Origin of the sequence: Hymenobacter daecheongensis DSM 21074 (genome assembly GCF_900141805.1) — a bacterium.
Classification (GTDB): Bacteria; Bacteroidota; Bacteroidia; order Cytophagales; family Hymenobacteraceae; genus Hymenobacter; species Hymenobacter daecheongensis.
This window is the reverse complement of sequence record NZ_FQYN01000012.1, coordinates 1-25,877: the sequence shown is the minus strand read 5'-3', so window position 1 is coordinate 25,877 and position 25,877 is coordinate 1. Positions and strand designations below refer to the sequence as shown.

Annotated in this window: 17 protein-coding genes; 6 read left to right on the top strand and 11 right to left on the bottom strand. The window is 62.8% G+C overall.

Annotation, left to right across the window (positions count from 1 at the left end):
* Positions 1 to 117 precede the first annotated feature (117 nt).
* The 3 genes from BUB62_RS17960 (at position 118) to BUB62_RS17950 (ending at position 2,674) form a co-directional block, all read left to right on the top strand.
* Complete coding sequence (locus tag BUB62_RS17960; RefSeq protein ID WP_073112567.1) at positions 118 to 600, top strand: Hsp20/alpha crystallin family protein; 483 nt, start codon at positions 118 to 120, stop codon at positions 598 to 600.
* Positions 601 to 793: 193 nt separating this feature from the next.
* Complete coding sequence (locus BUB62_RS17955; RefSeq protein ID WP_073112565.1) at positions 794 to 1,618, top strand: universal stress protein; 825 nt, start codon at positions 794 to 796, stop codon at positions 1,616 to 1,618.
* Positions 1,619 to 1,795: 177 nt separating this feature from the next.
* A complete protein-coding gene (locus tag BUB62_RS17950; protein ID WP_073112563.1) occupies positions 1,796 to 2,674 on the top strand; it encodes a universal stress protein in 879 nt (292 codons plus the stop codon).
* Between the two features lie 54 nt (positions 2,675 to 2,728).
* On the opposite strand, the gene BUB62_RS17945 is transcribed toward BUB62_RS17950, so the two are convergent.
* The 10 genes from BUB62_RS17945 to BUB62_RS17900 all read right to left on the bottom strand — a co-directional run bounded on the left by BUB62_RS17945 (position 2,729) and on the right by BUB62_RS17900 (position 21,966).
* The gene (locus tag BUB62_RS17945; protein ID WP_073112561.1) at positions 2,729 to 3,736 is read right to left on the bottom strand and encodes an MlaD family protein; all 1,008 of its coding nucleotides are present in this window, start codon (positions 3,734 to 3,736) and stop codon (positions 2,729 to 2,731) included.
* Between the two features lie 99 nt (positions 3,737 to 3,835).
* Entirely contained in the window at positions 3,836 to 4,612 is a 777-nt protein-coding gene (locus BUB62_RS17940) for an ABC transporter ATP-binding protein (protein WP_073112559.1), read from the bottom strand.
* Positions 4,613 to 4,621: 9 nt separating this feature from the next.
* Positions 4,622 to 5,380, bottom strand: coding sequence for an MlaE family ABC transporter permease (locus BUB62_RS17935; protein WP_073112557.1), 759 nt, complete (start codon positions 5,378 to 5,380; stop codon positions 4,622 to 4,624).
* 456 nt (positions 5,381 to 5,836) lie between these two features.
* Positions 5,837 to 9,109, bottom strand: coding sequence for a TonB-dependent receptor (locus tag BUB62_RS17930; protein WP_073112555.1), 3,273 nt, complete (start codon positions 9,107 to 9,109; stop codon positions 5,837 to 5,839).
* Positions 9,110 to 9,349: 240 nt separating this feature from the next.
* The gene (locus tag BUB62_RS17925; protein WP_073112553.1) at positions 9,350 to 12,061 is read right to left on the bottom strand and encodes a cyclic nucleotide-binding domain-containing protein; all 2,712 of its coding nucleotides are present in this window, start codon (positions 12,059 to 12,061) and stop codon (positions 9,350 to 9,352) included.
* Between the two features lie 108 nt (positions 12,062 to 12,169).
* Positions 12,170 to 13,075 carry a DUF6929 family protein gene (locus BUB62_RS17920; RefSeq protein ID WP_073112551.1) on the bottom strand — a complete coding sequence of 302 codons (906 nt, stop codon included), beginning with the start codon at positions 13,073 to 13,075 and terminating at the stop codon, positions 12,170 to 12,172.
* 173 nt (positions 13,076 to 13,248) lie between these two features.
* A complete protein-coding gene (locus tag BUB62_RS17915) occupies positions 13,249 to 15,282 on the bottom strand; it encodes an RICIN domain-containing protein (protein ID WP_084539188.1) in 2,034 nt (677 codons plus the stop codon).
* 996 nt (positions 15,283 to 16,278) lie between these two features.
* Positions 16,279 to 16,962 (bottom strand): response regulator, encoded by a 684-nt coding sequence (locus tag BUB62_RS17910; protein ID WP_073112637.1) that lies wholly within the window; start codon positions 16,960 to 16,962, stop codon positions 16,279 to 16,281.
* 272 nt (positions 16,963 to 17,234) lie between these two features.
* Entirely contained in the window at positions 17,235 to 18,539 is a 1,305-nt protein-coding gene (locus tag BUB62_RS17905) for an amidohydrolase family protein (protein ID WP_073112546.1), read from the bottom strand.
* A gap of 367 nt (positions 18,540 to 18,906) precedes the next feature.
* Complete coding sequence (locus BUB62_RS17900) at positions 18,907 to 21,966, bottom strand: amidohydrolase family protein (protein WP_073112544.1); 3,060 nt, start codon at positions 21,964 to 21,966, stop codon at positions 18,907 to 18,909.
* A 160-nt stretch (positions 21,967 to 22,126) separates the two neighbouring features.
* Here BUB62_RS17900 and BUB62_RS17895 point away from each other — a divergent pair, with 160 nt between their 5' ends.
* Together BUB62_RS17895 and BUB62_RS17890 are read left to right on the top strand one after the other, a co-directional pair.
* Positions 22,127 to 23,287: a serine hydrolase domain-containing protein gene (locus BUB62_RS17895; protein WP_073112542.1), complete on the top strand. Its 1,161-nt coding sequence runs from the start codon at positions 22,127 to 22,129 to the stop codon at positions 23,285 to 23,287.
* Positions 23,288 to 23,320: 33 nt separating this feature from the next.
* Positions 23,321 to 23,539: a hypervirulence associated TUDOR domain-containing protein gene (locus BUB62_RS17890; protein ID WP_073112540.1), complete on the top strand. Its 219-nt coding sequence runs from the start codon at positions 23,321 to 23,323 to the stop codon at positions 23,537 to 23,539.
* Between the two features lie 91 nt (positions 23,540 to 23,630).
* On the opposite strand, the gene BUB62_RS17885 is transcribed toward BUB62_RS17890, so the two are convergent.
* Positions 23,631 to 25,199 carry an amino acid permease gene (locus BUB62_RS17885; RefSeq protein WP_073112538.1) on the bottom strand — a complete coding sequence of 523 codons (1,569 nt, stop codon included), beginning with the start codon at positions 25,197 to 25,199 and terminating at the stop codon, positions 23,631 to 23,633.
* A 454-nt stretch (positions 25,200 to 25,653) separates the two neighbouring features.
* On the opposite strand from BUB62_RS17885, the gene BUB62_RS17880 reads away from it, so the two are divergent.
* A partial coding sequence (locus tag BUB62_RS17880) for a hypothetical protein (RefSeq protein ID WP_143164270.1) occupies positions 25,654 to 25,877 on the top strand: 224 nt, incomplete at its 3' end.

Below are 25,877 nucleotides of genomic sequence, written 5' to 3'. Positions count from 1 at the left end.
GCTCCCAATCAGGGGCCGGCAAAGCACTAAGCCCTTTGCCACTCACTGCGTCCCGCTTTCCGGCGCCCCCATCCGATCCGCTTTCTTTCTTTTTCATCCATCTAACTCTTCAAAGCCATGGCCATCCAGAAATACCAGGATCCGTTCTTTGACGTGATGCCTAGCAGCTTCAGCACCATGCTGGACCGCTTTTTCAATGACACCGTAACCACGCGCGGGCAGTGGACCAGCTTCTCGCCTAAAGTGGATGCCTACGAAACCGACCAGAGCTACGACATTGAGGCCGCCCTGCCCGGCCTGAAGCAAGATGATGTGAAGGTCAGCTTCGACCAGGGCCGTCTCACCATCTCGGGCGAGCGGAAGTTTGATAAGGAGCGCACCGAGCGTCAGTATCATGTGGTGGAAAGCTCCTACGGATCGTTTACGCGCACGTTCCAACTGCCCACTGTCGCCGAGCCCGGCAAGATTGAGGCCTCTTTCGACAATGGCGTGCTGCACGTGCACGTGCCCAAAGGCCAGCAGCAGCCCTCGCAACACCAGATTCCGGTGCGTAGCGGGTCCAGCAATGGCGCTTCGGGCAATGCCCCAAAAAGCGCCTGACTCCCGACAACCGGGCGGGCGGCTGGTGCCACCCGCCCGGTTCAAATCTCTGACACGACCCGCGCGGAATCCGTTGCCGCGCTCTGTGCTCCCCTCCCCAACGACCCGTGCGGCGGCCCCAACCGGCGCAACCCCGCACCCTCGCTCTCATTAGCCGGACGGAACGGAATCTGGCCCCAACACCCCTTTTGCTATGAAACCAGCTTTTGTAATTCTTACCGATCTGTCGGAGGCCGCCGAGACGGCGTTGACGTATACTGCCCGCCTGGTCAGCCAGCTCAACGGCCGCTTGGTACTGCTGCACGTGTATCAGGACCCGCTGCTGGAACATGAGGCGCACGCCGGGGCCGCCCCCGCCGTGCTCGACAGCCGCAAACAGATAATGAGCCAGCTGGTGCGCCGCGTGCGGCGGCTGGCCGTGCCCGCCGTGGCCGAGCTGTCGGCGGAGGGCCTGGGCACGGCCGTTGCCGAGGTGGTGCGCCACCACCATCCGCTGCTGCTGGCGCTGGGCCGCGAGCATCCTGACACGATGCTCGACCGCCTAATCGGGCACCAGGCGCTGCCCATTCTGCAGGCGGCGCACTATCCGCTGCTGCTCGTGCCCGAAGGCTGGACCGATCAGGCACTGCCCAGCCGCGTGGTGGTAGCCGCCGACGACCGGCCTTTTCAGCTCAGCAGCTCCTCTTTGGCGCTTACTGAGCTGCTAGCGGCCCTCAAGCCCACCACCACGGTAGTGCACGTAGCCGCCGGTGCCGGCGCTTCCCGCGCCGATGTGGGGTTGGAAGCCGTGCGCCGCACCGAGCTTTTTGGGGCCCTGAACAGCAACAGCCTCTACGAAGTGCGCGAAGAAACTCCGGTAGAAGGCATTCTGCACGCCGCCGCCGACCTGCAGGCCCAGCTCATTGTGGTGCTGGCCCGGCCCCACACGTTCGTGGGTGGCCTGTTTCACCGCAGCGTCACGGCGCAGGTAATGCGGCGCAGCCCCTTGCCCGTGCTCATTCTGCCTACCACCACCTGATAGCGCTGCCCGGCAGCCCCGCCGTAGCGCGAAAATCGGGGGTACGGCCCGTGAAGTGAGAAGCAGGCGCTCTGCCCGACCGGGGCCCGCGCCCATTCCCGCTTTGCGCGCCGCGCCCCCGATTTTCGCGCTATATTCCTATTCTGGAAACCAATCCGGGCATTTATCCCTACCGCCATGAATCCCCCAGCCAAGCAGCCCGCATCCAGCACGGAAGGCGGCGCGGCGCGACCCGCGCTGACCTTTATTGTGCTGACGAGCTTTTTTCCCGAAGCCCGCCGGGCCCTGCGGTTTGGGGCGGCGCTGGCGGGGGCGCTGGGCGGCCGGCTGGTGCTGCTGCACGTCAATCAGCTGGCCCTGCTGGCCGGCGACGAGCTGCACCTTGCTGAGCCGCCCCAGGTGATACAACAGCTGCGCCAGGCACTGCAAACGCTGACCGCCGGCCTGCCCGTGCCGGCCAGCATGGAGCTGGTCACCGATCTGCTGCCCGATGGCGTGGAGGCACTGGCCCGACGCTACGGGCCGGCCGTGTTTGTGGTGGGCCGCCCGGCCAATGCGCAGACCGACACTGATATAAGCGCGGCGGTACTGGAAGTGTTGCGCAATGCCCGGCTGCCGCTCCTGCTGGTGCCCGAAACCTACGCCGGCCCCACCCTGCCGCGGCAGCTGGCCATTGCCGCCGATGAAGAGCCTTTCGGGCTGCCTGCCGGAGCCGGAGCTGCGCAGCAGTTGCTGCACCAGCTGCCGGCGCTGCCCGCCACGGTCGTCACGGCCTCACCCATGCAGGATGATATGGCCTGTGCTGCGGCCCTGCACCATGTGCGCACCAGCCGCCTGCTGCCCGACCGACTGCCGTCGCCCACGGTGGCGGGCTTCTACGGCACGCATCCCGAAGACGGCCTGCTGCAAGCCCTGACCACCACCCAGGCCGACTGGCTGGTGCTGCCGGCCCGGCGACGCAGTGTGCTGGGCCAGCTTTTTCACCGTAGCGTAACGAGCCGGCTGTTGCGCAACAGCCCGGTGCCCGTGCTGGTAGTGCCCGCCACCGACGCGTAATTAACCTAAGCTGCGGACAACCGGCAATAAGCCCCAGCGGGATTGCTGCCGGCGCTATTTGTTTGCCTCGGGCTGGGCGGCGGCGCGGGCCTGGCGCTTCTGCTGCCGCCGGAAGTAGCCCCGAAACAGAAAGTTGTGCTGCAGGGCCTGCATGGTCTGACTGAAGTCCTGCGTGCCCTGCGCGACATGGCCCATGCTCTGGCGCATCTGACGGCTGAAAGTGGTATCGGTGAGCAGCGTGCTCATGGGGCCTTCACCGGTCCGGACCTGGGTTTTCAGGCCGTTGAGCATGGTGGCCATCGTGTCGGAGGTGCCGGCCAGCTGCCGGGCGGCGTGCCCGAGCTGGCCGGCGAAGGCCGTATCGGTGAACAGGTAGCCGAGGGGGCCACGGCCCTGCCGGGCACCGCGGGTAAGCACTTTTACATCGTGCGCAGCGGCGTGCAGATGCTCGCCGGTGCCCTGCGCCAGGGCCGTGGCGGCGGCCGTGTTGCGCACGCTCTGCCGCAGATTGGCGGCCAGCTCCTCATCGCTGAGCAGCCCCCAGAGTGCGGGGCTGGTGTTCAGCTTCTCGGTGATGCTGGTCATGTTTCGGGTGATGCGCACCAGGTTTTTGTTGGAAACAGCGAGCGTGCTCAGAATATCATCAATGCCCACCGGGCTTTTGGTGCGCAGCACGTCGCCGGGCTGCACGGCCGGGGCCGGGCCAGGGCGGGCGCTCAGGTTGATAATGGTGTTGCCCACCAGCCCATCGGTGCCGATGGCGGCCACGGCGTTTTTGCGCACGAAAGGCTGCGCGTCGCGGTTCAGGTTCATCACCACGCGCACGGTGGTATCGTTCAAGATCTGGATTTTGCGCACCGTGCCCACCGGAATGCCGCCCAGCCGCACGTTGTTGCCGGTGAGCAGGCCCGAGACGTTGCGAAAATCGGCCTGCACCAGAAAGCTGCGGCTGAACAGATTCTGCTGCCGCCCCAGCAAAAACAGCGTGACGAGCAGAATTCCCAGCCCGACCAGCACAAACAGGCCCAGGCGAACATGATTACTGGCGGTGCGCTGCGACATGGCGAGGTAGGGTTAAGACGTACAAGAATCGGTCATGCTTCGACTTGGCTCAACACGACGTTCTTTATTCATTCCAAACACAAGTTCTTCCTTAGGCACTTAGGCAAAAAACTCCCGGATTTTCGGGTCGTCGCGGTGGCTTAGCTCGTCGTAGGGGCCTTCGGCGTAGCAGCGGCCTTCTACCAGCAGGGCCACGCGGTCGGCGGTGAGGCGCACGCAGCTCATGTCGTGGGAGATGATGAGGGCCGTGGTGCCGTATTTGTGCTGCACTTCCCGAATGAGGTGGTCGATTTCGCGGGCCGTCACCGGGTCGAGGCCGGTGGTGGGCTCGTCGTAGAGAATGATGTCGGGGCGCAGAATGAGCGTGCGGGCCAGGGCAATGCGCTTGCGCATGCCGCCCGACAGCTCGGCCGGCATCATGTCGGCGGTGTGAGCCAAACTCACGTCTTCCAGGGCCTGCATCACCAGCTCGCCTTCCTGGGCGCGGGGGTGGTCGAGCCAGTGCCGGCGCAAGGGGAACAGCAGGTTTTCGCGCACCGTCATCGAGTCGTAGAGGGCGTTGCTCTGGAACAGGAAGCCCACTTTGGCCCGCAGGCGGTCCATGGCCTCGTGGTCGAGGGTGGCTACATCCTGCCCTAGCACCACAATGCGGCCCGCCTCGGCCCGCAGCAGCCCGATGATGCACTTGATGAGCACTGATTTGCCGGAGCCCGACTTGCCCAGCACTACCACGTTTTCGCCCCGGTGCAGCGTGAGCGAAAAGTCCTGCAGTACGTGGTTGTCGCCGAACGACTTATACAAATGCTCCACCGTGAGCACGGCTTCGGCGGCGGGCGGCGTGGCGGTGGGTTGGGCCTGGGGTTCGGGGGCGAGCATACGGCGCGGTTAGTTAAGGCCCAGCAGGCCGGTAAGCTGCACGGCCACCAGATCGATGATGAACACCACCAGCGACGACACCACCACGGCGGAGTTGGCGGCCTGCCCCACGCCCTCGGTGCCCTTATCGGAATAATACCCTTTGTAGCAGCCGATCAGGCCGATGGCGAAGCCGAAGAAGAAGGTTTTGATGACCGCCGGCAGCACGTCGCCGAAGGTGAGGCCCGCAAAAATGTTGTTCACAAATAGCGCCAGCGTGGTCACGCCCTTCATGTTGATGCCCACATAGGACGCATACAGTCCAATGGCATCGGCCAGAATGGTGAGCACCGGCAGCATGAGCGTGGTGGCCAGCACCCGCGTGACCACCAGGTACTTAAACGGATTGGTACCCGATACTTCCATGGCGTCAATCTGCTCGGTCACGCGCATCGAGCCCAGCTCGGCCCCGATGCTGGAGCCGATTTTGCCGGCGAAGATCAGGGCCGTAATGATGGGGCCCATTTCGCGAATAATAGTGAGGCCCACCATGGTCGGAATCCAGGATTCGGCCCCGAACTGGGCCATGGTGGGCCGGCTCTGCAGCGTGAGCACCATGCCCATGATGAACCCGGTGATGCCCACCATCGGCAAGGACTGATAGCCGATGACGTAGCACTGATACAGCAGCTCGGGTACCTCGTAGCGCGGCCGAAACCCCTCGCGAAAAAACCGGGCGGTAAACCGGGTCAGAGCGCCGGTTTCGGCAAGCAGAGCGTTGGCGGACATGGTACAGCTGGGTTAGTAGCCATGAGCTGGCCGGCGAAGACTGCTGGGCTCCGGGGCGGCCGCGGCCAGGGCAGCCGCCGGCGAAAAGCCCGCCGGCATTGTTGGGCAGAAGATAGCAAAAGATCCGGCCAATGGCTACTGCCCGCGCCTGAGCGGGCTTAATCTAACCGTGACCCTGCCGCAACGTCGGCATAATCTTCCGGCCGGACCTTTGCGCCGCAAACCAGCTCCCGAATTTTAACCTGCCTATGAAAACTCTGCTCAAACGCTGGCTGCGCCGGCTCACTGCTGCGCTGGGTCCGGCCACGCTGGGCCCGCCCCCCGGCAGCGCCCTGGTGCTGCTCCTCTGAGGCTTACGGGCCAAACCCAAATCCACAAAAAAAGCCCGGAGCAGCGAATGTGCTCCGGGCTTTTCCATGCTACGAGCCGCCGCAGCGGCCCGGGGTGGCGCTAGCGCTAGTCGAGAATGTAGCGCAGACCCAGCTGGGCGCGCCAGCGGCTGTTCAGGTCGGTGTTGTTCACGAAAGTCTGGTTGCCGCCGCGGAATTGGTAGGTCGGGATGTCGGTAGTGCCCTGGTAGCCCGCAAACGTAATCGGGCGGTTGTTGGCGAAGGCCTTCCGCACACCCCAGTCAGAGCTGATCAGGTTGCCCAGGTTCTGGATGTCGAAGCTCAGCTGGAACGTGTGCTTTTTCTCGTTGGCCGTCAAGGAGAAGTCCTGGAGCAGCTTGGCATCGAGCTGGGTATACCACGGGCTCAGGTTGCCGTTGCGCTCGGCATACTGGCCGCGACGGGTGCTGAGGTATTTGTCCTGCGCGATATAGGCGTTCAGTTGCTGCCACTGCTGGGCGGCCGTGGCCACCAGCACCGTATTGCCGCCGTTGTCCACTCGGGTGATATCCACCAGCCGGATCTGGTCCTGCGAGGCGGGCACGAAGATCAGGTCGTTGCCGGGCACTCCGTCGCGGTTCATGTCGCCGGCGTAAGTGTAGGTGAAGCGGTTGCCCTGGGCGGCCTCGAAGAAGAAGCTCAGCGTAGTGGCCAGCTTGTCATCGGCGTAGCTGAAGCGCTTGCCGGCCGCCCCGATGATGCGGTGCTGCAAACCAAAGTCGCTGTAGGCCAGCTGGGGCTGATTAGCGTTGCCGACCACCGGATTGCGCTGGAAGGCGTCGCCGGCAATTTCGCCGGGGTTCGACGTTACGTCTTTAGCCTGCGAGTAGGTGTAGGCCGTGGTCAGGTAGAGGCCGTTGGCAAAGTCCTTCTTCAGCTGCCCTGTGAGCGAGTATTGGTAGCCTTTCTTGGTGTTTTCGAGCACGATTACGCCCGCATCCAGGAAGCTGAAGCCGCCTTCGGGACCGGTGAAGCCGGGAGTGATGCGCGGGCCAGCGGCTGGGTAAATCAGGCGGTTGTCGGCGCCGGCCGCACGGGCTGTCGGCGTCACCAGGTTGTAGTTGCGATGAATAGCGGCGTTGATATCTTTGGAATAGATGCCCTCGACCGTAGCAACGATACCGCCAGGCAGTTGCTGGTCGATGGCCAGATTGGAGCGCCAAACCTGCGGAAACTTGAAGTCGCGGGCCGTGCCGTTGATCTGGAACGTGTACTCATTGTCAAACTTGCTATTGGAAGCCTGGTTGCTGATCCAGACGAACGGAATGCGGCCGGTGAAAATACCGGTTCCGCCGCGCACCTGGGTGGTGTAGTCGCTGCTGCCAGCGGAGTAGTTGAAGCCCAGACGCGGCGACCAGAGCGGGGTAGCCTTCGGGAAGCGCGTCAGATCAACTTTAGCCGGCTTACCTTCTGAGTCGAGGAAGGAAGCATCCGCAATCTGCTGGTTCTGCTCTACCTCGGTGTCGTAGATTGGCATATCAGCCCGCACACCCAGCGTCAGCTTGAAGGCCGGGTTAACGGTCCATTCGTCCTGAAGGTACAGGCCCAGCTGCGCCACGTTCACGTCCACCGATTTAACCGGACGCCGCCCCCCAGCCTGGGCCAGTTCATTTAGGTCCAGCGGCACGTTAACACCAAGCCTATTGGGGAATGCATTGCGCTTGTAAAGTGGGTCGCCCGGGGTCAGCGTGCGCAAGAACAGCTCCGGGGTGATGCCGCCGAAGTAGGGGTAGCCGTGGCGTTGCAGGTTGAAAGCATTCACGAACGCAAACCGCTCGTAGGTCAGGCCCGCCGTCAGCACGTGCGCCCCGGCAAAGTAGCTCAGGTTGTCGGTGAACTGGGTGATGTTCTGATCCAGCGTATTTTCGGCCGAAAACTGCTCCGTGCCGAAGCTGACGTAGGTGGTGCCGCCGCGGGTGATGTCGATCTGGGGGAAGAGCGGGGCATCGGGCAGCTCGCGGAAGTCGCGGAAGGCCGAGAAGCTGAGCTGCGCCTTGTTGCTGAGTTTCTCGCCGAAGCGCGAGTTCAGCTCGCCCACCACCGAGTTCAGGTTGTTGTTGATGGTGTAGCCCGAGTTGGCGTATTGCAGCACGCTCACGCCCTGCACCCGCGTCGAGTTGTTGGGCGAAATGGCCACCGGGTGCGGACCCTGCTCACGGAAGCTCCGCAGGTAGTTGTAGCGCAGCGAGAAGGTGTTTTTGGGGTTGATGTTCCAGTCGAACTTCGCCAGGAACTTGTCGCTGGAAGTGCGGTACTTGAAGCCCTGGTAATCACCGGGGTCGTAGCCGTATTCGCGGCGCAGGCCCTCACGGATGGCAATCAGGTCACTTTCTAATACCCGGCTCACGCCGTCGGCCTGGCCGTCGACGGCGCGCTGGGCCTCGGCGGCGTCGCGGGCGGGCCGGAAGGTCACGCCCGGATCGTCGCGGCGCGTGATTTCGGCATTCGTGAAGAAGAACAGCTTGTTTTTGATAATGGGGCCACCCAGCGCGAAGCCGCTCTGGTTGAACTTCAGGTCAGGGTTCTTGATTTTCACATCGCCCACCTTCTCCCCGATCAGGTTTTCATTGCGCAGATACGAGTACACAGTGCCCTTAATGGCGTTGGTGCCGCTCTTGGTCACGGCATTCACGCCGGCCCCCGTAAAGCCGCCCTGGCGCACATCAAACGGAGCCAGGCTCACTTCCAGCTGCTCAATGGCATCGAGGCTCACCGGCTGCGAGTTGGTCTGGCCGCCGGGCGTGGGCGCATCCAGCCCGAAGGAGTTGTTGAAGATGGAGCCGTCGAGGGAGAAGTTGTTATACAGCGTGTTGCGGCCGCCGAAGCTCAGGCCATTGCTCTGCGGCGTGAGGCGCGTGAAGTCCTCCTGCGAGCGGCTGATGGTGGGCAGCGTGCGAATGGCGGTGCTGCTCACGTTGGTAGAAGCGCCCGTGCGGTCCTTGTTGATCTGGCCGTCGCGGTTGCCTTTCACCACCACTTCGCTCAGGGCCTGCGCGCCGTCGCTGAGCGCAATGCGGCTCTCAAACGTCTTGCCCAGCGCCAACTGAATCCCCGACTCGGTGTAGGTCTGGGAGCCGACAAACGACACTTTCAGCTCGTAGGGGCCGCCAATGCGCATGTTCAGCAGGTCATACTGGCCGTTGTCGCGGGTGGCGGTGCCGTAGGTGGTGCCGGTGGGCAGGTGAGTCGCCAGCACGGTAGCGCCCGGCAGCGGTTGGCCTTTGGCATCCGTAATGAGGCCTTTCATGGCGGCGGTGGTCACGCCTTGGGCAGTGGCCAGGGGGCTGTTAGTGAAAAGCGTAAAGCCTAACAGCAGCAGGAGTAAGCGGTTGATGGTCATACAAAGGGCTTTTTTGTTTATCAGAAGGGCATCCCCTGAATTTCGCCGCGAAGGTAGGTTCATCATTTAGTGATATATGCATAACAATTCGTTAAAGAGTGAATGGTAACAAAAGCATCATAATAAGATAATAGTAGACAAATACGTTATGCATTGTCAATACTCGATATTCCCGCGGGCTGCCAAGCCTTCATTCTTTCCAAAGATCTGCGGCTGCCGCTGGCTGAAAGCTGCTCCCGCTTAGGCCGTGCCGATGGGCTGGTGGATCTTCTCGTTTTGGCGGCGCAGGCGCTGGCACAGCACCCGCAGAATGTTGCGCAGCACCTCCCCGCGCTCCTCCATCACGTCATAAAAATCTTCCTGATCGAGGCGGAAGGCGACGACGTGGCCTTGCGCAATGGCTGAGGCTGAACGGGGCTCGGCATCGAGCAGGGCCAGCTCGCCGAAAAAGTCGCCCTTGCGGAACGTGGCCAACCGCTGCGGGCCGTTGAAAATCCCGACTTCGCCCTCATAGGGAATAAACAGCGAAGTGCCCAGCTCGCCCTTGGCAAAAATCAGCTGCCCATCCACAAACGACACCTCCTTCATGATGGGCACGATGCTGCTGAGCACGTTTTCGGGGGTTTCGGCAAACAGGGCCGTGTTTTTCAGCGCATTCACCCGCTCGGCGGCGGAAATGTGGGCAGTGGTGGCAGAATGGCTCATAGCGGAGGCGGTAAGAGTAGGATAATCGGCCAGAAACTGCCGGTGCAAACCCGGCTGCTGCCGGGCCAGCGCGGCCAGCACTGCCAGGGCGCTTTCCCGGATCAGGAGGCTGGCACTGGCCAAATGGGGCAGCAGCGCGGGCAGCGTGCCGGCCGTAGGGTGCCACTGCCGCAGCGCCACGCTGATGGTCCAGTCGGAAAAAGCGGCCTCGCCGCGCTGCACGATGCCGGGCACCACAGCCACGGGCCTGACTATACTACCGAACAGCGCATCGAATGTTGCTATTTTTTCTGAGATGGGCATCATATCCAGCAAGGCCTGGAGGCCCTGGTACACGGAGCGCGGAATGATGTTGTCGAGAATCTCGAGGGCGTTGGCCTGTCGCTCGCGGGTGGCGTGGGCCACGCCGCGCTGAGCATCGGCAATGATGTGGGGCGGATAAAGCTGGAGCAGCAGGCCAAAAACGCGCTGCTCGACCTTGGTCAGCTCATACTGTAGGGCGCTGGCGAGGTCTTCGTCGGGGTTGGCATCGAGGCCGTGGAGCAGGTGCTGGGCCAGGCGCATTTCTTCCTGCACCAAGGCTTGGAAGCCCGCCGCATCGGCCGCTACCGGCGCAAAACTGCGCAGGGCCCGCAGCGCCACCTCGCGCCGAAACAGATTGGGCTGCCGGGCCAGCGCCACCAGGGCCTCGCGGCTGGCCGGCAGCGGTATGCGGCCGCAGATATGGGCCACGCGCCGCACCAGAGCCTCATCGGAAGTGGTGGCCAGCACCTCGCGCAGGGCGGGCAGGGCCGCGGCCCCGAGCCGGATGAGGCGGTCGGCGGCGGGGGCGCGGGTGGCTTTGTCGCGCAGGGCGGCCAGCAGGTCGGGCACGGTATCGGCCTCGGTGGGCGCGGCCTCGGCATCGGTCAGCAGCTGGTCGGGCTCCGGCTCCCCATCTTCGGCGCTGAAGCGGCGGCTCAGTGAGTGCTGCAGCTCCGTGAGGTAGTGGCCGTAGGTGTGGTGCAGCAGATACAGCGCCCCCACCATAAGCAGGCCCATCCAGCCAAACGGAGCCCACTGGCTGAGCTGCGGAAAGCGGTGCAGCCCAAACAGCAGCAGCCCGGCCAGGGCCATACCCAGCGGCTCGAAAAAGCCCTTGGCCAGCGTGTGCGCCTGCAGGCGCTCGGGCGGCGAGAGTGGCTGAAACAGTACCAGAAACACCGGATCGAACACGCCCCGGCGCAGCACTTCCATCACCAGATACAGGCCGCAGAAATACAGCAGCAGCGCGCTTTCGCCCACGCCCGTCAGCCACAGGCCATAGAATACGAAAATGCCGCTCAGCACCACCACGGGCAGGGTTACCAGCGTCCAGCGCACGCCCAGGCGGTCGAGCAGCTGGCCGGAAAGCAGCAGCTTAAACAGCATGGCCAGCAGATACGTGACGGCCAGCACGCTGCCCACGTACTGCATCACAGTGGCCTGATCGTGAAACTTGTGCTTCACATTGACGAAAAAGGCGAATTCCACGCCTGTGGTTACGGCCGCAATGGCCGTCATGCTCAGGCACACCGACAGCACCATGCGGCTGTTGCCGAACCAGCGCTGCAGTTGCGCGGCCATGGCCTGCCGCCGCTCCCGGCGCGGCGCGGCGCGGGCATCTATCACATGCGAGCGAAGCGTGGTGCGCAGCGTATACAAGGCCCCCAGATAGGCCCCGAAGGCCGTGAGCAGCAGGTAGAGCAGGTCGGTGTGGGCGTGAATGAGGATGGCCAGCACCGCGCCCAGGGCCTTGGCGGGCATGTCGCCGGAGCTGATGATGCTGAACAGCCGCCGGCCCTGCCGCACGTCAAACACCACCGCCGACACGCCCCAGAACTCCAGATTGGTGAGCAGGTAGATGACGCGGTAGCCGGCCATGATGGCTACGGCCGCCGCCACCGAGTGGCCCACCACCACCAGCACGCCCAGCACGCCGGTGAGGGCCACCACGGCCAGCAGCACGCGCACGGCCAGCTTTTGCAGCAGCAGGTGGTGCTCGTAGTAAGTATACACGCGGCCCACCACCATCATGGCCAGGGCGGCCACGCCGTAGGCCAGCGGCAGGTTGCGCTCGGGGTTGTTTTCGAGCAGAATCACGTTGGCCGACACGTAGACCAGAATGGTGCCGATGCCCAGCAGGAAGTTGTGCAGGAAAAACAGCCAGACTGTTTTTCCCTCATCCGGACGGATGCCGAGGGAGCGGTGCCAGGTGGTAGGAATCATTAAGTAGCCTCCGAAAGTATAGGGTGGCAAGGTAGTGCCTTCTGCAGAAAACCAGCGGCGAAAACGAGCCGATCATAAGGCATAGCCAGCTTTTTCCGCAAAAGAGCGTCAGACCCGCAATTCCACCACTACCGCCGTCGAGCCGCCCGCGTCGTCGTCGGTTACCAGCACGGCTTCCCACTGGCCCGGCCCGATTTGCTGCCGCACGGCCAGGCTTTCTACCTTGCCCCGGTACGGCCGGCCATCTGGCCACTGCAGCCGGGTGAGCGTGGCGGCGGTGCCGGGCGGCGCGGCCAGATCCAGCACGCCTACGAAGCTGCCCAGCACTGCGCCATCGGCCACGGGGTCCAGCGTGTCTTCCACGGTAGCCGTAATAAAAAGCTGCTCCTGAAAGATGCTGGCCCCGGAAAAGCCCGCTGGCTGCCCGTCGATGGTGGGCAACGTATAATCCTGAACCCCGAAAGCCGGCACCTGCGCCGTGTGGCCCCAGATAAAGGCCCACGCCGCGCCCAGCGACAGCCGATATAGCAGGTTGCCGCCGGCCGCTCCCACCGTGCGCTGAAACAGCAGCAGCTCGGTAGCCGAAGCCGCCACCGCTTCCAGGTTCAGCGGGATACCGGCCGGCAGCGCCCCGCGCAGCGCCGCATACAGCCCACCCAGCGCCAGCGGCTGCACCCGCGCCGCCCCGGCCGCCGAAAACGTGACCCAGAACCCAATTTCGCGCTGCTCCGTTGCGCCCGAGCCGCAGATCAGCAGGCCGGTTTCGCCAGTTGGCGCAGTAAGGGTGGTGAGGCACTCCAGATCAGGCTTGCGCATTTTGGGAATGCGGCCGGTGTCAAATTGTGTCGTCTCAAACAGCGGCACGCGGTCTGTAATGCCCAGCGTCCGGGCATCGAGGCAGTACAGAAACGGCGAGTCGTCGCCGATAACGTAGGCCACGGAGCCCACTATTTCGATTCCCGAGGCAGATGGCAGCCCCGGCAACTCCAGTTGCTGACGGATGATGGCTTGCATATACGCGCGCTAAAAAGGGGTGCGACTTCAGGCCTGTTAGACAAGCTGTTTAGAAAGCCGATCAGAATCTACCAGAACGTCATTCCGAGCGCAGCCGAGGAATCTCGCGTCCGCTCGTTGCCAAAGTATTGTCATCCTTCATCTGGCGTACGCAAAGCGAAGGATGACAATGGCTACTTCGTAATCGTAAACTCCACCCGGCGGTTCAGCTTGCGGGTTTCCTCTTTGGCATTGCTGGCCCGCGGCTTAGTGCCCCCGAAGCCGATGGTGCTGATGCGCCCTTCCGCAACGCCGCGCGTGACGAGGTAGCGCCTTACTTCGGCCACGCGGTCTTCGCTGAGCTGCTGGTTCAGCTCGGCCCGGCCCTGGTTGTCGGTGTGGCCTTCCAGCCGGATGTTGACCGCGGGGTTATCGGTGAGAGTGCGGGCCAGGCGGTTCAGTTCTGCGTAGGAAGCGGGCAGCAGGCTGGCTTTGCCCTGGGCAAAAATGAGCGTGGGCAGGTCGAGGCTGGCCCCCACGGCGGCGGGCACCAGCAGCAGCTCCCGCGTGAGCGTGCCCACCATGCGCACCGTATCGGTGGCCGTGAGGTAGCCTTTGCCGGCCACCGCCAGCCGGTAGGGCCCCTGCGGCAGCGTGAACTGGAACCGGCCGGTGGCATCGGTGCGAGAGGTGGCATTGAAGGCAATGTCGTTGCCCATCCGAATGGCTTTTACCTCGGCCACTACTGGCAGGCGGGTTTTGGCATCCAGCACCTGGCCCGTGAACAGGGCGCGCTGGGCCACATTGGGCACCACGGGCGGCGGCACCGTATCGGGGGGCGCTACGCCGCTGGCAGTGGCCCGGTACAGGTCGGCGGGGCCGTTGGGGGTGCGGGCGGCGGCGTAGTAGGCCTGCTTGCCGTCGGGGCTCAGCATGAAATAGGCATCGAAGCCGGCCGTGTTGAGGCTGGGCCCTAAGTTGCGCGGCTCGCTCCAAGCGGTCCAGCTGTCGTCGAGGCGGGTGCTCACGAAGATGTCGGAGCTGCCGTAGCCGGCGTGGCCGTAGGAAGAGAAGTACAGTGTTTTGCCATCCGGATCCAGCCAGGGCGCAAACTCGAAGCCCGGCGAATTGAGCACGCCGCCCAGGTTGCGCGGCTCGGTCCAGGTGCCGTCGGCGGCGGGGAAGCTCACGTACAGATCGTTGCCGCCGAACGAGTCGCCGCGCTCCAGTGAGAGGAGCAGAATTTTCTCGTCGGCGCTCTGGAAGAACGTAGTGGCCGCGGCAGCCGAGTAGTAGTTGCGGATCGTCAGCGCCTCGGGGCGGCCGCTCTTGCTCTTGGCCCCGCCCGCCCGCGCCACCCGCGACACGCCATCGTCGCGGAAGCCGCCGTCGCGGTCGTAGGTGCCGCGCACCAGCAGGTGGCTGCCGCTGGGGCCCAGCACGGCCATCACGCCATTGTTCTGCTGCGTATTCAGGGCATCGAGGCGCGAGGCCGGCCCCCAGGTCTGCCCCTCATCCGCCGACTGGCTCACCCAGATGTCGCCCGAGTCGGTGCTGCCTTCCGTGTTGCCGGCAAACTTGGTGCGGGCCAGATACAGGGTTTTGCCATCCGGGGCCAGCACAGGCTGCAGTTCGTTGCCGGGCGTGTTCAGGGCCTTCAGCGGCTCGGCGGGGCCGAAACCAGTCTGGCTGGCATCCAGGTTGAGGTGCAGCTTAAAGAGCCGCCACTGCTGGGTGGCGCGGTTCATGGGCCGCTGCGCCACGATGGGCGTACCGTTGAATTTGTCGGAGGCGGCCACGGCGGCGCACTTGTCATTGCCGCGGCTCACCAGCTGCCAGCTGCCGGCCGGCCCGGCCGGCACCAGCTTCCACTGCTGATAAAAGCCGCCCGTCCAGGGTCGCTGCGTGATAACGGCGTTTTCGTCGGGCTTTTCCACCGTCAGGCACTTGCCGCTACTTTTAGCCTCGATGCGGTAGTACTCGCTGCCCGCTGCGGCCCGCACGAAGCGCCATTGCTGGCTGGGCGCGTGCGTAAACTCCCACTGCACGGCCGGCACGCCCGCCTCGGCCGAAGAGCCGGTAATATCGAGGGAGCGGCCACTACCGCGGGCTACTAGGCCGTACCAGGCGTTTTCATCGGGCTGAAAGCCAGCCTGCTGGGCCTGCCCCACCAGGGGGCTGAGCACGAGCAGCAGGGGCAGCAAAAGGCAAAGGAGCGGATTGGGCATGCACGCAAAACGGATGAACCGGGTCGCAAGTTAGATGAAATATGCGCGGCGCACGGCCAGGCCCAGGCAGCAAAAAGCGCCGTGCTTCATCCCGCCAGGGAAGCACGGCGCTTAGCTAAAACCACCAGGCAGGGGCTGCAAAGGCCTTAGTTGCCAGTGTTATTGATGTACTTGAAACGGACAAACCGCTCGTTCTCATAGATGGCCGTGAAATGCCCGCCATCGGCTTTGGACTCGGCCGCTGCTCTGCGTTCGGCTGGCCTGGGTGCCGGAGTAGCAGGCATAGTAGGATAGGCTCCGGGCATCATACCGGGCACATGACAGATGAAGGAGAGGATCTTTGACGGCATGGTTTGGTTTCCGTTAAGGTTTGAAGTCAAGGATAAGAGCAGCAATGTTTTGAGAGAGAACAGACACTGATTAAGTAGCAGTGACCTTGTTGTAACCCCCTGAACAAATATAAAGATATTATTATTTGATTGACCATTGTCAAGTTAATTTTTTTCAGAAAATCAGTAAAATCAGTAGTACCCCGGAAGTTTGGGTACGTGCTGGCACGGATATGCCTATCCGTGCCAGCACGGATATTTGAGTAAAATAAGGGCTACTGAGCTTTATAAGTAGTACCGCCCACTTCAGCGGCAGATGGGCTTAAGCCCTCTCCTACCGGCATTCTCCAAAAATGACGTCGGCGGCCTACAAATCAGGCTTTTTCGGCATTTCCAGGGCGTTTCAGCTTATTCTGCTCTGGCTTCGGAATTGATTATTCCCTCTCGCCCGCCCAACAGAAAGCATGTATTTATTCATAGCGGCTAAGCTGAACCCTACCCAGTCAGCTGTTCTCAACCGTAACGCGCCCCGGCACCAAATATGGCAGGTGCAAGCAGCTACTTTAACTATAAAGGCAAAATTGACTTATTCGGTTGCGCTGGTGGCCGAACCGGCCAGTACAAGGCAGCGCTTAAATCCATTTATCAATAATCAATACATTTTCAATCAGACAATTAGCTTATGACGCAAGGCGTACTGAATCAAGCCGACGACTGACTTGGAATTGGTCTTGGTCAGGATATTTTTGCGGTGCGTCTCCACGGTTCGCTCGCTGATGAAGAGGGTTTCGGCAATGTGGGAGTTGGAGTATTCGCGGGCAATGAGCTGCAAAATTTCCCGCTCGCGGTTGGTTAGCTCGGCGGCGCGGTCGTCGCGGTTTCGGTCGCGGTTGGCCATTATTTGCAGGTTGGCCAGCAGCGTGGAGGCCACTTCGGGGCTGAAAAACGTATTTCCCGCCGCCACCTGCCGAATGGCGGCGCTCAGCTCCTGCTTGTTCGTGCTCTTGAGCAGGTAGCCCGAGCCGCCGGCTTCCAGCACCTCCGCCACCGAGGCATGGTCGTGAAACATGCTCAGCGCCATAATCCCGATCTGGGGGTAGGCGGTATGAATGGCCCGCGCCAACTCCACGCCCGACATCTGCGGCATATTCAGGTCCAAAATGGCCACGTTCACGCCCGGCTGCGTCTGCAGCAGGCGCAGGGCCTCGGCTCCGCTGGTGGCCTGCGCTACCACCCGAATGTCGGCTTCGCCCTGCAGCAGCGTTTTTATGCCTTCGATTATCATCTGGTGGTCATCAACCAGCAGCACCTGGATAAGGTCGGGTTCGGGTTCAGGTCGGGGAGCGGTCATGGGAATGCAGGTATTCAAACTAAAACCCTGTCAGCCACTACTATTAGCAGCGGAATAAGGCCGGCAAGCCAGCAGGAAATTACCGGCCGGCCCTGTGCGCAGCTCCTGGCGCAGAGTATGCCGTCAGGAGAGCTGATTACCAAAAATAGTCATTCATCCATATTTAAGTTGGCCGCTAGCCCGAAGCAGGGCGGCGCGGCGCGCTCAAACGACCAAAAAAAGGCCCTGTCCGACCTGGACAGAGCCTTTTCGACGCGGCGGTGGCCGGTCATTTATTTCTGCCCGTACTTGCCCTTGAACTTGTCGCGCAGGTAGGTTTGCTTGTTGGTCAGGTTGAAGCCGCGGCCATCGATGTAGGCGCGGGTCACGTTGTTGGTGCGCATATCCAGCAGGTCGCCGGTGCTTACCACCAGCGTGGCCGATTTGCCGGCTTCGAGGCTGCCGTAGTCCTTATCAATGCCCAGAATGCGGGCCGGGCTCAGGGTGACGGCCGTGAGGGCCTGCTCCGGGGTGAGGCCGTGGCCGGCGGCGGTGCCGGCAATGAAGGCCAGGTTGCGGGCGCCGGGGGCTTCCATGCCGCCCTCGTAGTCGAGGCAGTAGCGGATGCCGGCCTGCTGGAGCTGGGCGGGCAGCTTATAGGGCTGGTCGTAGTCGTCGCCGGTGCGGCGGGGCAGCGCGTGTACCCGGGACAGAATCACGGCCACGTCGTTCTGCTTGATGAAGTCGAGCATCATCCAGGCGTCGCGGGCGCCTACTACGGTCACTTTCTGCACCCCGAGGCGCTTGGCAAACCGCACACCTTCAATGATTTCCTTGCCGTAGTCGGCGTGCAGAAACAGGGTTTTGGAGCCGTCGAACAGGCCGGCCAGCGACGAGAGGCGCAGGTTTTCCTTGCGGCCAGCGGGCAAGCTACGGTAGGCCGCGGCTTCCGACAAAAGCTGCTCCAGGTCGCGCAATTGCTGCTGGCGGGCCTTTTCGCGCTTTTCGAGGGCGGCGGCATCTTCGGCGGGATTCAGCTTGAGAATCAGCGCGGGCCAGTTCAGGTGCAGGCCGTCGTCGGCCCGGACGGCCGCATCCTGCCAGTTCCAGGCATCGAGCTGCACAATGCTGCTCTGGCCCGAGATGACGCCGCCGCGGGGCGTAATCTGGGCCAGCAATACGCCGTTGGTGCGCACGGTGGGCAGAATGTCGGAGTCGGTGTTGTAGGCAATCAGGGCCCGCACGTTGGGGTTGATGGCGCCTACTTCGGCCTCGTCCACGGTGGCGCGGATAGCTTCCACTTCGGTGAGGCCGAGGGTGGTGTTGGGCAGAATCAGGCCGGGATAGATCTGCTGGCCTTTCACATCCACTACTTCATAGCCGGATTTATCCTGGGTGAAACCAGCCTGGGGGCCGGCGTAGGTGAGGCGGCCCTTGTCGAAGGCAACGGTGGCATCGGGAATCACGGTGCCGTTGCCTACGTGCAGGGTGCCGCCCATGAGCAGCAGGGGCTTGCTCTGGGCCGGGGCCGGCGTGGGCACCTGGGCCAGGGCCGGCAGGGCAGTGAGCAGCGTTAGGGAGAAGAAAATATGTTTCATTGGGTTCGTTGAGTTGGGAATCACACTCCCCTCCTTTTTTCAAGGAGGGGTGCCCGAAGGGCGGGGTGGTTGGGCGTTGTTTGGTTGTTTACCAGCACGTCATTCTGAGCGTAGCCGAGGAATCTCGCGTGCTGACGTTGGGTTAGTAAGCAGACAAAGCGGCAGAGGTCCTTTGCTTTACTCAGGATGACAATACCACTCCAAAGAAGCGGGCGAAATTCCTCAATAAGCTCGGAATGACGGGCTGGCTGCTCGTTCTGGCTTGTCGTTCCTGCTAAACAACATCAGCACGCGGGTCAACCACCCCAGCGGCGGCTTCGCCACCGCGTCCCCTCCTCCTCTGAGGAGGGGAGCTTTGTTCTACCGGCTACTTATCCAGCTCCTTGCCCTCGCCTACCGTGTCGCAGTGGAAATGGCTGGTGGATTTGGCGGTGGGCGTTTGGGTGGGGGCGCCGGCTTTTTTGGCCAGCAGCATCTTCTGAATCAGACGCAGACGCTCCTGTTGCACCTGCTGGCGCAATACCTTGTCAGACTCGAGGTCGAACAGCTGGCGGCCATCCACGAAGGTGCGCTCGGCGTGGGCGTAGATGCTTAACGGGTTATCAGACCACAGTACCACGTCGGCGTCCTTGCCCTCCTTGATGCTGCCCATGTGGCTGTCGAGGTGGAGCATTTTGGCGGGGTTGATGGTGACCAGCTTCAGGGCTTCCTCCTCGGAAAGGCCGCCGTACTTCACAGTTTTGGCGGCTTCCTGGTTGAGGCGGCGGCTCATTTCGGCGTCGTCGGAATTGATGGCCACGTTCAGGCCCGCGTCGTGCATGATGGCGGCGTTGTAGGGAATGGCGTCGCGCACCTCGTTTTTGTAGGCCCACCAGTCGGAAAAGGTGCTGGCGTTGGCGCCGTGGGCCTTCATCTTGTCGGCCACCTTGTAGCCTTCCAGAATGTGGGTGAAGGTGTTCACCTGAAAGCCCAGGCGGTCGGCTACGCCCAGCAGCATGTTGATTTCGCTCTGCACGTAGCTGTGGCAGCTGATGAAGCGCCGCTGGTTCAGGATTTCGACCAGCGCCTCCAGCTCCAGGTCGCGGCGCGGGGCCTCGGCTTTGGCCTGTTTGCCCTTGCCGAGCTTGTTCCAGGCTTTCCACTCCTGCTCGTATTCTTTGGCGCGGGTGAAGGCATCCACGAACACCTGCTCGGTGCCCATGCGCGTTTGGGGGAAGCGCAGCACGTTCAGCTCGCCCCAGTTGCTCTGCTTCACGTTTTCGCCCAGAGCAAACTTGATGAAGCCGGGCGCCCCCTGAATCTTCATCTGCTCGGGCGTCATGCCCCAGCGCATCTTAATCAGGGCCGACTGGCCGCCGATGGGGTTGGCCGAGCCGTGCAGCAGCTGCGAAGCCACCACGCCGCCAGCCAGGTCGCGGTACACGTCAATGTCCTCACCGTCCACCACGTCGCTCACGCGCACCTCGCTCGTCACGGCCTGGGTGCCCTCGTTCACGCCCTCACTGATGGCAATATGGGAGTGCTCATCAATAATGCCGGGGGCTAAGTGCTTGCCGGTGCCGTCGATGCTGCGGCCGCCACTAGGCACACTCAGGTTTTTGCCAATCTTCTGGATTTTGCCGTTTTGCAGCAGCACATCGGTGTTTTCGAGCTTGCCGGCGGCCTCACTGGTCCATACGGTAGCGTTCTTGATGAGCACGGTTTCCTGCTTCGGCACCTCCGGCCGGCCGAAGGCCACGAACGGGTACAGCACCTGGCCGAGCTGGATGGGCTCGGGGGCCTTTACCGAGTCGCGGCGGGCAGCGCGGGTGGCTTCCTCCTGGCGCTGGGCGCTCCACTTCACGGCCGTGGCATCGGGCAGCTGGCCGTCGCCCTGCAGCAGGCGGCTTTCGGGGGTGTAATAGCCGCTCAGGCGCACCGAGCCGCTGTTTTTGGTTTTGGGCGTGGGGTTATACACGATGGTGGCCAGCTCGCCGGCTACCAGCAGGGAGCCGCGCACAGTGTCCTTGGGGGCCAGCACGAGGCGCATCTCGGGAGCTTCGGGCTTGCCGGCCACCAGCATTTTCACCTCGGGCTGCCCGGCCACTTTCAGCGTGTACACGCCGCGGTAGTCGGCGGGCACGGTGCTGAGCTGATACCGCTCGCCCTGCACCCAGTTGTCGAGCAGCACGTTGTCGTCGGCGAAGAGGCGGTTGGAGCACACCAGAAAGTTGGCCTGCATGCCCGCTTTCAGGCTGCCCACTTGGTTCTGGGCCTTGATTAATTCGGCCGGCGTGGCGGTGAGGGCGCGCAGGGCCTGCTCCTCCGTGAGGCCGTATTGAATGGCCTTTTTGAGGTTGGGCAGGAATTTCTTCTTGTCTTTGAGGTCGGCGGCGGAGAGGGCGAAGGGCACGCCGGCTTTGGCCAGCAGACCGGCGTTAGCGGGGGCCATTTCCCAGTGTTTCAGCTCGCTCAGGTCGATGCGGGAGGCGTCGTACACGTCGTCCACGTTGTAGGCATCGGGGAAGTTGAGGCTGACGATGAGCGGAGCCCTAGTAGCCTGAATATCGGGCAGGCGCTGGTACTCGTCGCCGTTGCCCTTGATAATGTACTGGGTTCCGAACTCGTCGCCCACCCGATCAGCCCGCAGCGCCGACTGCTTGTCGCGCACCACAAAGATCTGGGGCAGCGTGCGCTGCTGGTTGAAGGCCCGCAGCGAGAGGTTCTGCTCCCGGGCCGGGTTGCGCTGGTTCCAGTCGGCGTCGAGGTAAGTCTGGCGCAATAGCGCGATGCTGCCCATCAGGGAGCTGGGGTAGTCCTGGGTGCTGGTGCCCTTGTCGAACGAAAGCGCGGTGGCGGCGCGGTCGGTGAGCACCAGTTCCTGCTCCTTGCGGCTGGTGTTCAGGCTTACCAATGCCGCCGTGCCGCGCACGATGCCGTCGGGCTGCTGGGTGAGTACCGCCCCGAAGCCCAGCTTGCGGTACACATCGGCCTGCTCGTCGTTGGCTTTGAACAGCTCCGCGGCATTGATTTCGGGGTGCACGGCCTGGTTCCAGTCGTAGGCGCCGGCTTTCTGGCTCTCAAACTGCGGCCCGCTGCGGCGGCTCTGGCGTTCGGGCGCTTTCACCTCTGGCACACCGTAGCTGGCGTACAGATCCACGAAGCCGGGGTAGATAAACTTGCCCTTCAGATCCTGCACCACGGCCCCGGCCGGAATCTTCACGGCCGTGCCCACGGCCTCCACTTTGCCGTCCCGAATCAGCAGCGTAGCGTCATTCAGGCGGGTTTTGTAGTCGGTGAAGATGATGGCATGGGTGAAGGCGTAGAGGCCCGGGCGCTGGTCGTACACGCCATTGCGCGGGTAGGTGCTGGGCTGCTGGGCGTAGGCGGCGGCGCTGCCGAGCAGCAGGCCGCCGGCCAGGCCTAATTGGGGTAAAAATTTTGGCATTGAAGAATGGTACAGTAGGGGAAAAACAAGTCAGGGCCGTAAGGTAGCGGCGGCGCGGCACATTGCCGCGGCTGCGGCAAAGAAACCGGCCGGGCTGGGCAGGTTGCAGGCGCGGGCGTACATTCGGGCCGCGTCTTTCCTGCTCCCAACTTTCTGGCTTATGTTCCCTATCCTGCTCCTGGCCGGCTTCACGGCTTTCACGCTGCTTGCCACACCCGCACGAAGCCAACCTGCCCCGCCCACACCGCCCGACACCGCCGCGCTGACCACGGCTCTGCGCCAGCACTGGCAGCAATCTGATTTTCCGGGTTTTGCCGTGGCCGTGGTGCGGCCCGAAGGCATTGTATATGAGCACGGCTTCGGCTACGCCAACAAGGCCCGCCAGACTGCCTATACGCCCGCTACGGTGCAGTGCGTGGGCTCGGTGAGCAAAACCCTCATCGGCGTAGCGCTGTTGCAGGCCGCCGCCGAGGGCAAGCTGCGCCTCGACCAGCCCGTGAATGAGCTGCTGCCCTTCCGCGTCGTCAATCCGTATTTCCCCGACCAACCCATCACCCTGCGCCAGCTGGCCACCATGACGGCCGGCCTCACCGACAAGCAGGGCTTCTACGGCCGCCGCGCCTACGCCAAGGGCCGCAGTTCTGCGCTCAGCAACGAGGAATACCTGCGCCGCACGCTCAGCCCCGGCGGCCGGTGGTATAGCCGCCGCCGCTTCGTGAACCACGCGCCCGGCACCTACTATGCCTACAGCAACGAAAGCGCCGCCCTGGCTGCGCTGGCCCTGGAAAAAGCTACCGGCCAGCCCTACGACGCCTACACCCGCCAGCGCATCCTGCTGCCGCTGGGCATGTCGGACTCGGGCTGGCGCTTCGCCGATACCGACTCCGCCCGCCACGCCACGCTCTACAGCCCGCGCGGGCGGGCCGTACCGCCCTACTACACCATCACCTACCCCGATGGCGGCCTGCTCACCAGCACCCACAGCCTGGCTCTGTACCTGCGCAGTGTTCTGAATCCGGCCAGCCCCGGCGCACCCCTGCCCGCGGCCGCCGTCGATTCCTTGCTGCGCCCGCAGTTTGCGGCGGCCCGACTGCCCGCGCACCTCGACCCCGCCGAGCCCAACCAGGGCCTGTTTTGGGCGCACCGCCGCAATGGCACCGTAGGCCACACCGGCGGCGACACGGGCCTGACCACCTTCCTGTTTTTCGACCCCGTAACCCGCACGGGTAAAATTTTCGTTACCAACACCGAAATCCACGACTCGCCCCGCAGTCTGGCGCGGTTCAAGGCCATCTGGCAGCTGCTGGACCAGGTGCCGTAGTCGGCGGGCTACTCATTTAACCCCGAAAACCTTATGCGCAAAGGCACCCAAGTCACCTGGAAATACGGCACCGGCACGGCCACCGGCAAGATTGAGGAAACCCACAAGGAAACCGTCACCCGCAAGTTCAAAGGTGCCGACATCACCCGCCACGGCACCCCTGACAATCCCGCGTATGTCATCGTGCAGGAAAACGGCGACCGGGTGCTCAAGCTGCAAAGCGAGGTGAAGGCGGCAGCCGCGAAAAAGTAGCGTCCAGCGGCACTTCCATAAAACCGAAAAGCGCCCCGCTTCGCAGCAGGACGCTTTTCGGTTTTGGGCCAGCAGGCCCATCGGCTAAAAGCTAGCTTTTAATGGTCGCCTCTTCTTCCATTTCCGTCGGCATCACCACGATGCCTTTCTGCAGCATGGAATTGCGCTTGCCATAGAGGAAATAGACGATGAAGCCCAGCAGCATCCAGCCCAAAGCCACTTTCAGCGTGAATGAGTCGAGGGCCAGAATCATGCTCGTGCAGACCAGCACGCCCATGATGGGCACGAACGGGAACGACGGCGACGACAGCGGCGCGCGGAACGGCCGGGGCTGCGCGGGGTCGGAGCGGCGCATGATCCAGATGCCGGCCGACACCAGCACGAAGGCCAGCAGCGTACCGAACGAGGTCAGATCACCGGCCAAAGAGCCGGGCACGAACGCGGCGAAACCGCCCACGAAAATCAGCAGCGCAATGTTCGACTTATAAGGAGTACCGAAGCGCGGGTGCAGCTCCGAAAACGCCTTCGGCATCAGACCATCTTTGGCCATGGAGAAGAATACGCGGCTCTGCCCCATCAGCATTACCAGAATTACGGAGGAGAAACCCAGCAGAATGGCCACCGTCACGGCCGTGCTCAGCCACTCGTAGCCGGGCATGTGCGCCTTGATGGCGTAGGTCACGGAAGCCTCGCCGCCCAGGGCCGGGTCAGCAAATTCGCGCCAGTTGGCTACACCGGTCAGCACGTGGCCGAACAGAATGTAGAGCACGGTGCACACGGCCAGCGAGCCGAGAATACCGATGGGCATGTCGCGCTTCGGGTTCTTGGCTTCCTGCGCGGCGGTGCTCACGGCATCGAAGCCGATGAAGGCGAAAAATACAATGGCCGCCCCGCCCAGCACGCCACCCCAGCCATGCTTGTTCCAGGCCGTGTACTCGCGCACGATTGCGCCGGCCGCGTTTTTCACGGGCTCGGCATCTTCCGGAATCAAGTAGGGCGTGTGGTTGGCGGGGTTGATAAACTGCCAGCCCACAGCAATGAAAACCAACACGATGGCCACTTTCAGGAACACCACTATGGCATTGAACAGGGCCGATTCCTGGGTGCCCTTAATCAGCAGCAGGCTCAGGGCCGCAATGACCAGCAGGGCCGGCAGGTTGATGATGCCGTGCTCCGTCACGCCGTTCACCACGGCGCTTTCGAAGGGCGAATGGCTCATACTATACGGTATGCTGGTGCCGAAGACCTCCAGCAGCTTATTCAGGTATTCGCTCCAGGCAATGCTCACCGTGGCCGCGCCCAGCGCGTATTCCATAATCAGGGCCCAGCCGATAATCCAGGCCACAAACTCGCCCATGGTGGTGTAGGCGTAGGTGTAGGCCGAGCCGGCAATGGGAATCATGGCGGCAAACTCGGCGTAGCACAGGCCCGCAAACACGCAGCCGATGGCGGCCACGATGAAGGCCAGCGTAACGCCCGGCCCGGAGGCCTGGGCGGCGGCGGCGGCGGTGCGCACAAACAGGCCCGCCCCGATGATGGCCCCCACGCCCAGCGCGACGAGGTTGCCGGCCCCCAGCGTCCGCTTCAGCGTGCCGTGGCCGGTCGAGTTAGCCTCGCCCAGCAATTGGGCGAGTGGTTTTTTGGCGAAAATATTTGCCATACAGAGTGAAAGAGAGAAGAGAGATGAAGTGTTGTGAAAGTCAGAAGTTGATACGGAAAGCCCGAATATAGGCGATAGTTGGCATTCGGTGGCTAAAGAGCCGTACCTAGGCTGATAGTTGCGCCGCAGCATCACTGGTTGGCCGCTGTAAAGCACAGAGCGGTCCGCGACCCATCCGAATCTTCAACTAGGCCAGCCAAGGGGTATTTTTTCCCGGAAGCTGACGGTGCTAACAGCCCTACCATCCTAGCAGCTCCGCTGACCTACTTAAACCCATAGTCTCAATTTATAGGGATAGTGGGGTTATACAAATTAAAAACGGCGCAGAATCATCCATCCGGCGCCGCCCACGTATAAACCGCGCTTCGGATCAGATCGGCTTTCGTTTTTGGTACGACAATTGGCAAGCATTCGATAGCTCCTGAATTTTCTTTCCTTTTCACAAAAAATTCTGATGAAATACACTACCATATTCCCCCAGTTCCTTGTTGCTCTAGCCCTGCACGCTCCCGTGTTTGCCGCGGCCCCCACGTCCCTGCTGCCCACTACCACCCTGCAGCAAAGCACCACCGCCCAGGCAGCCGCTATTCTCAACCGCTTTGAGCAGGGCATTCCCGGCGGCCTCACGACCACCCAGCGCGACCAGATTCGTCAGGCCGCCGAGTCCTACGTTCGGGA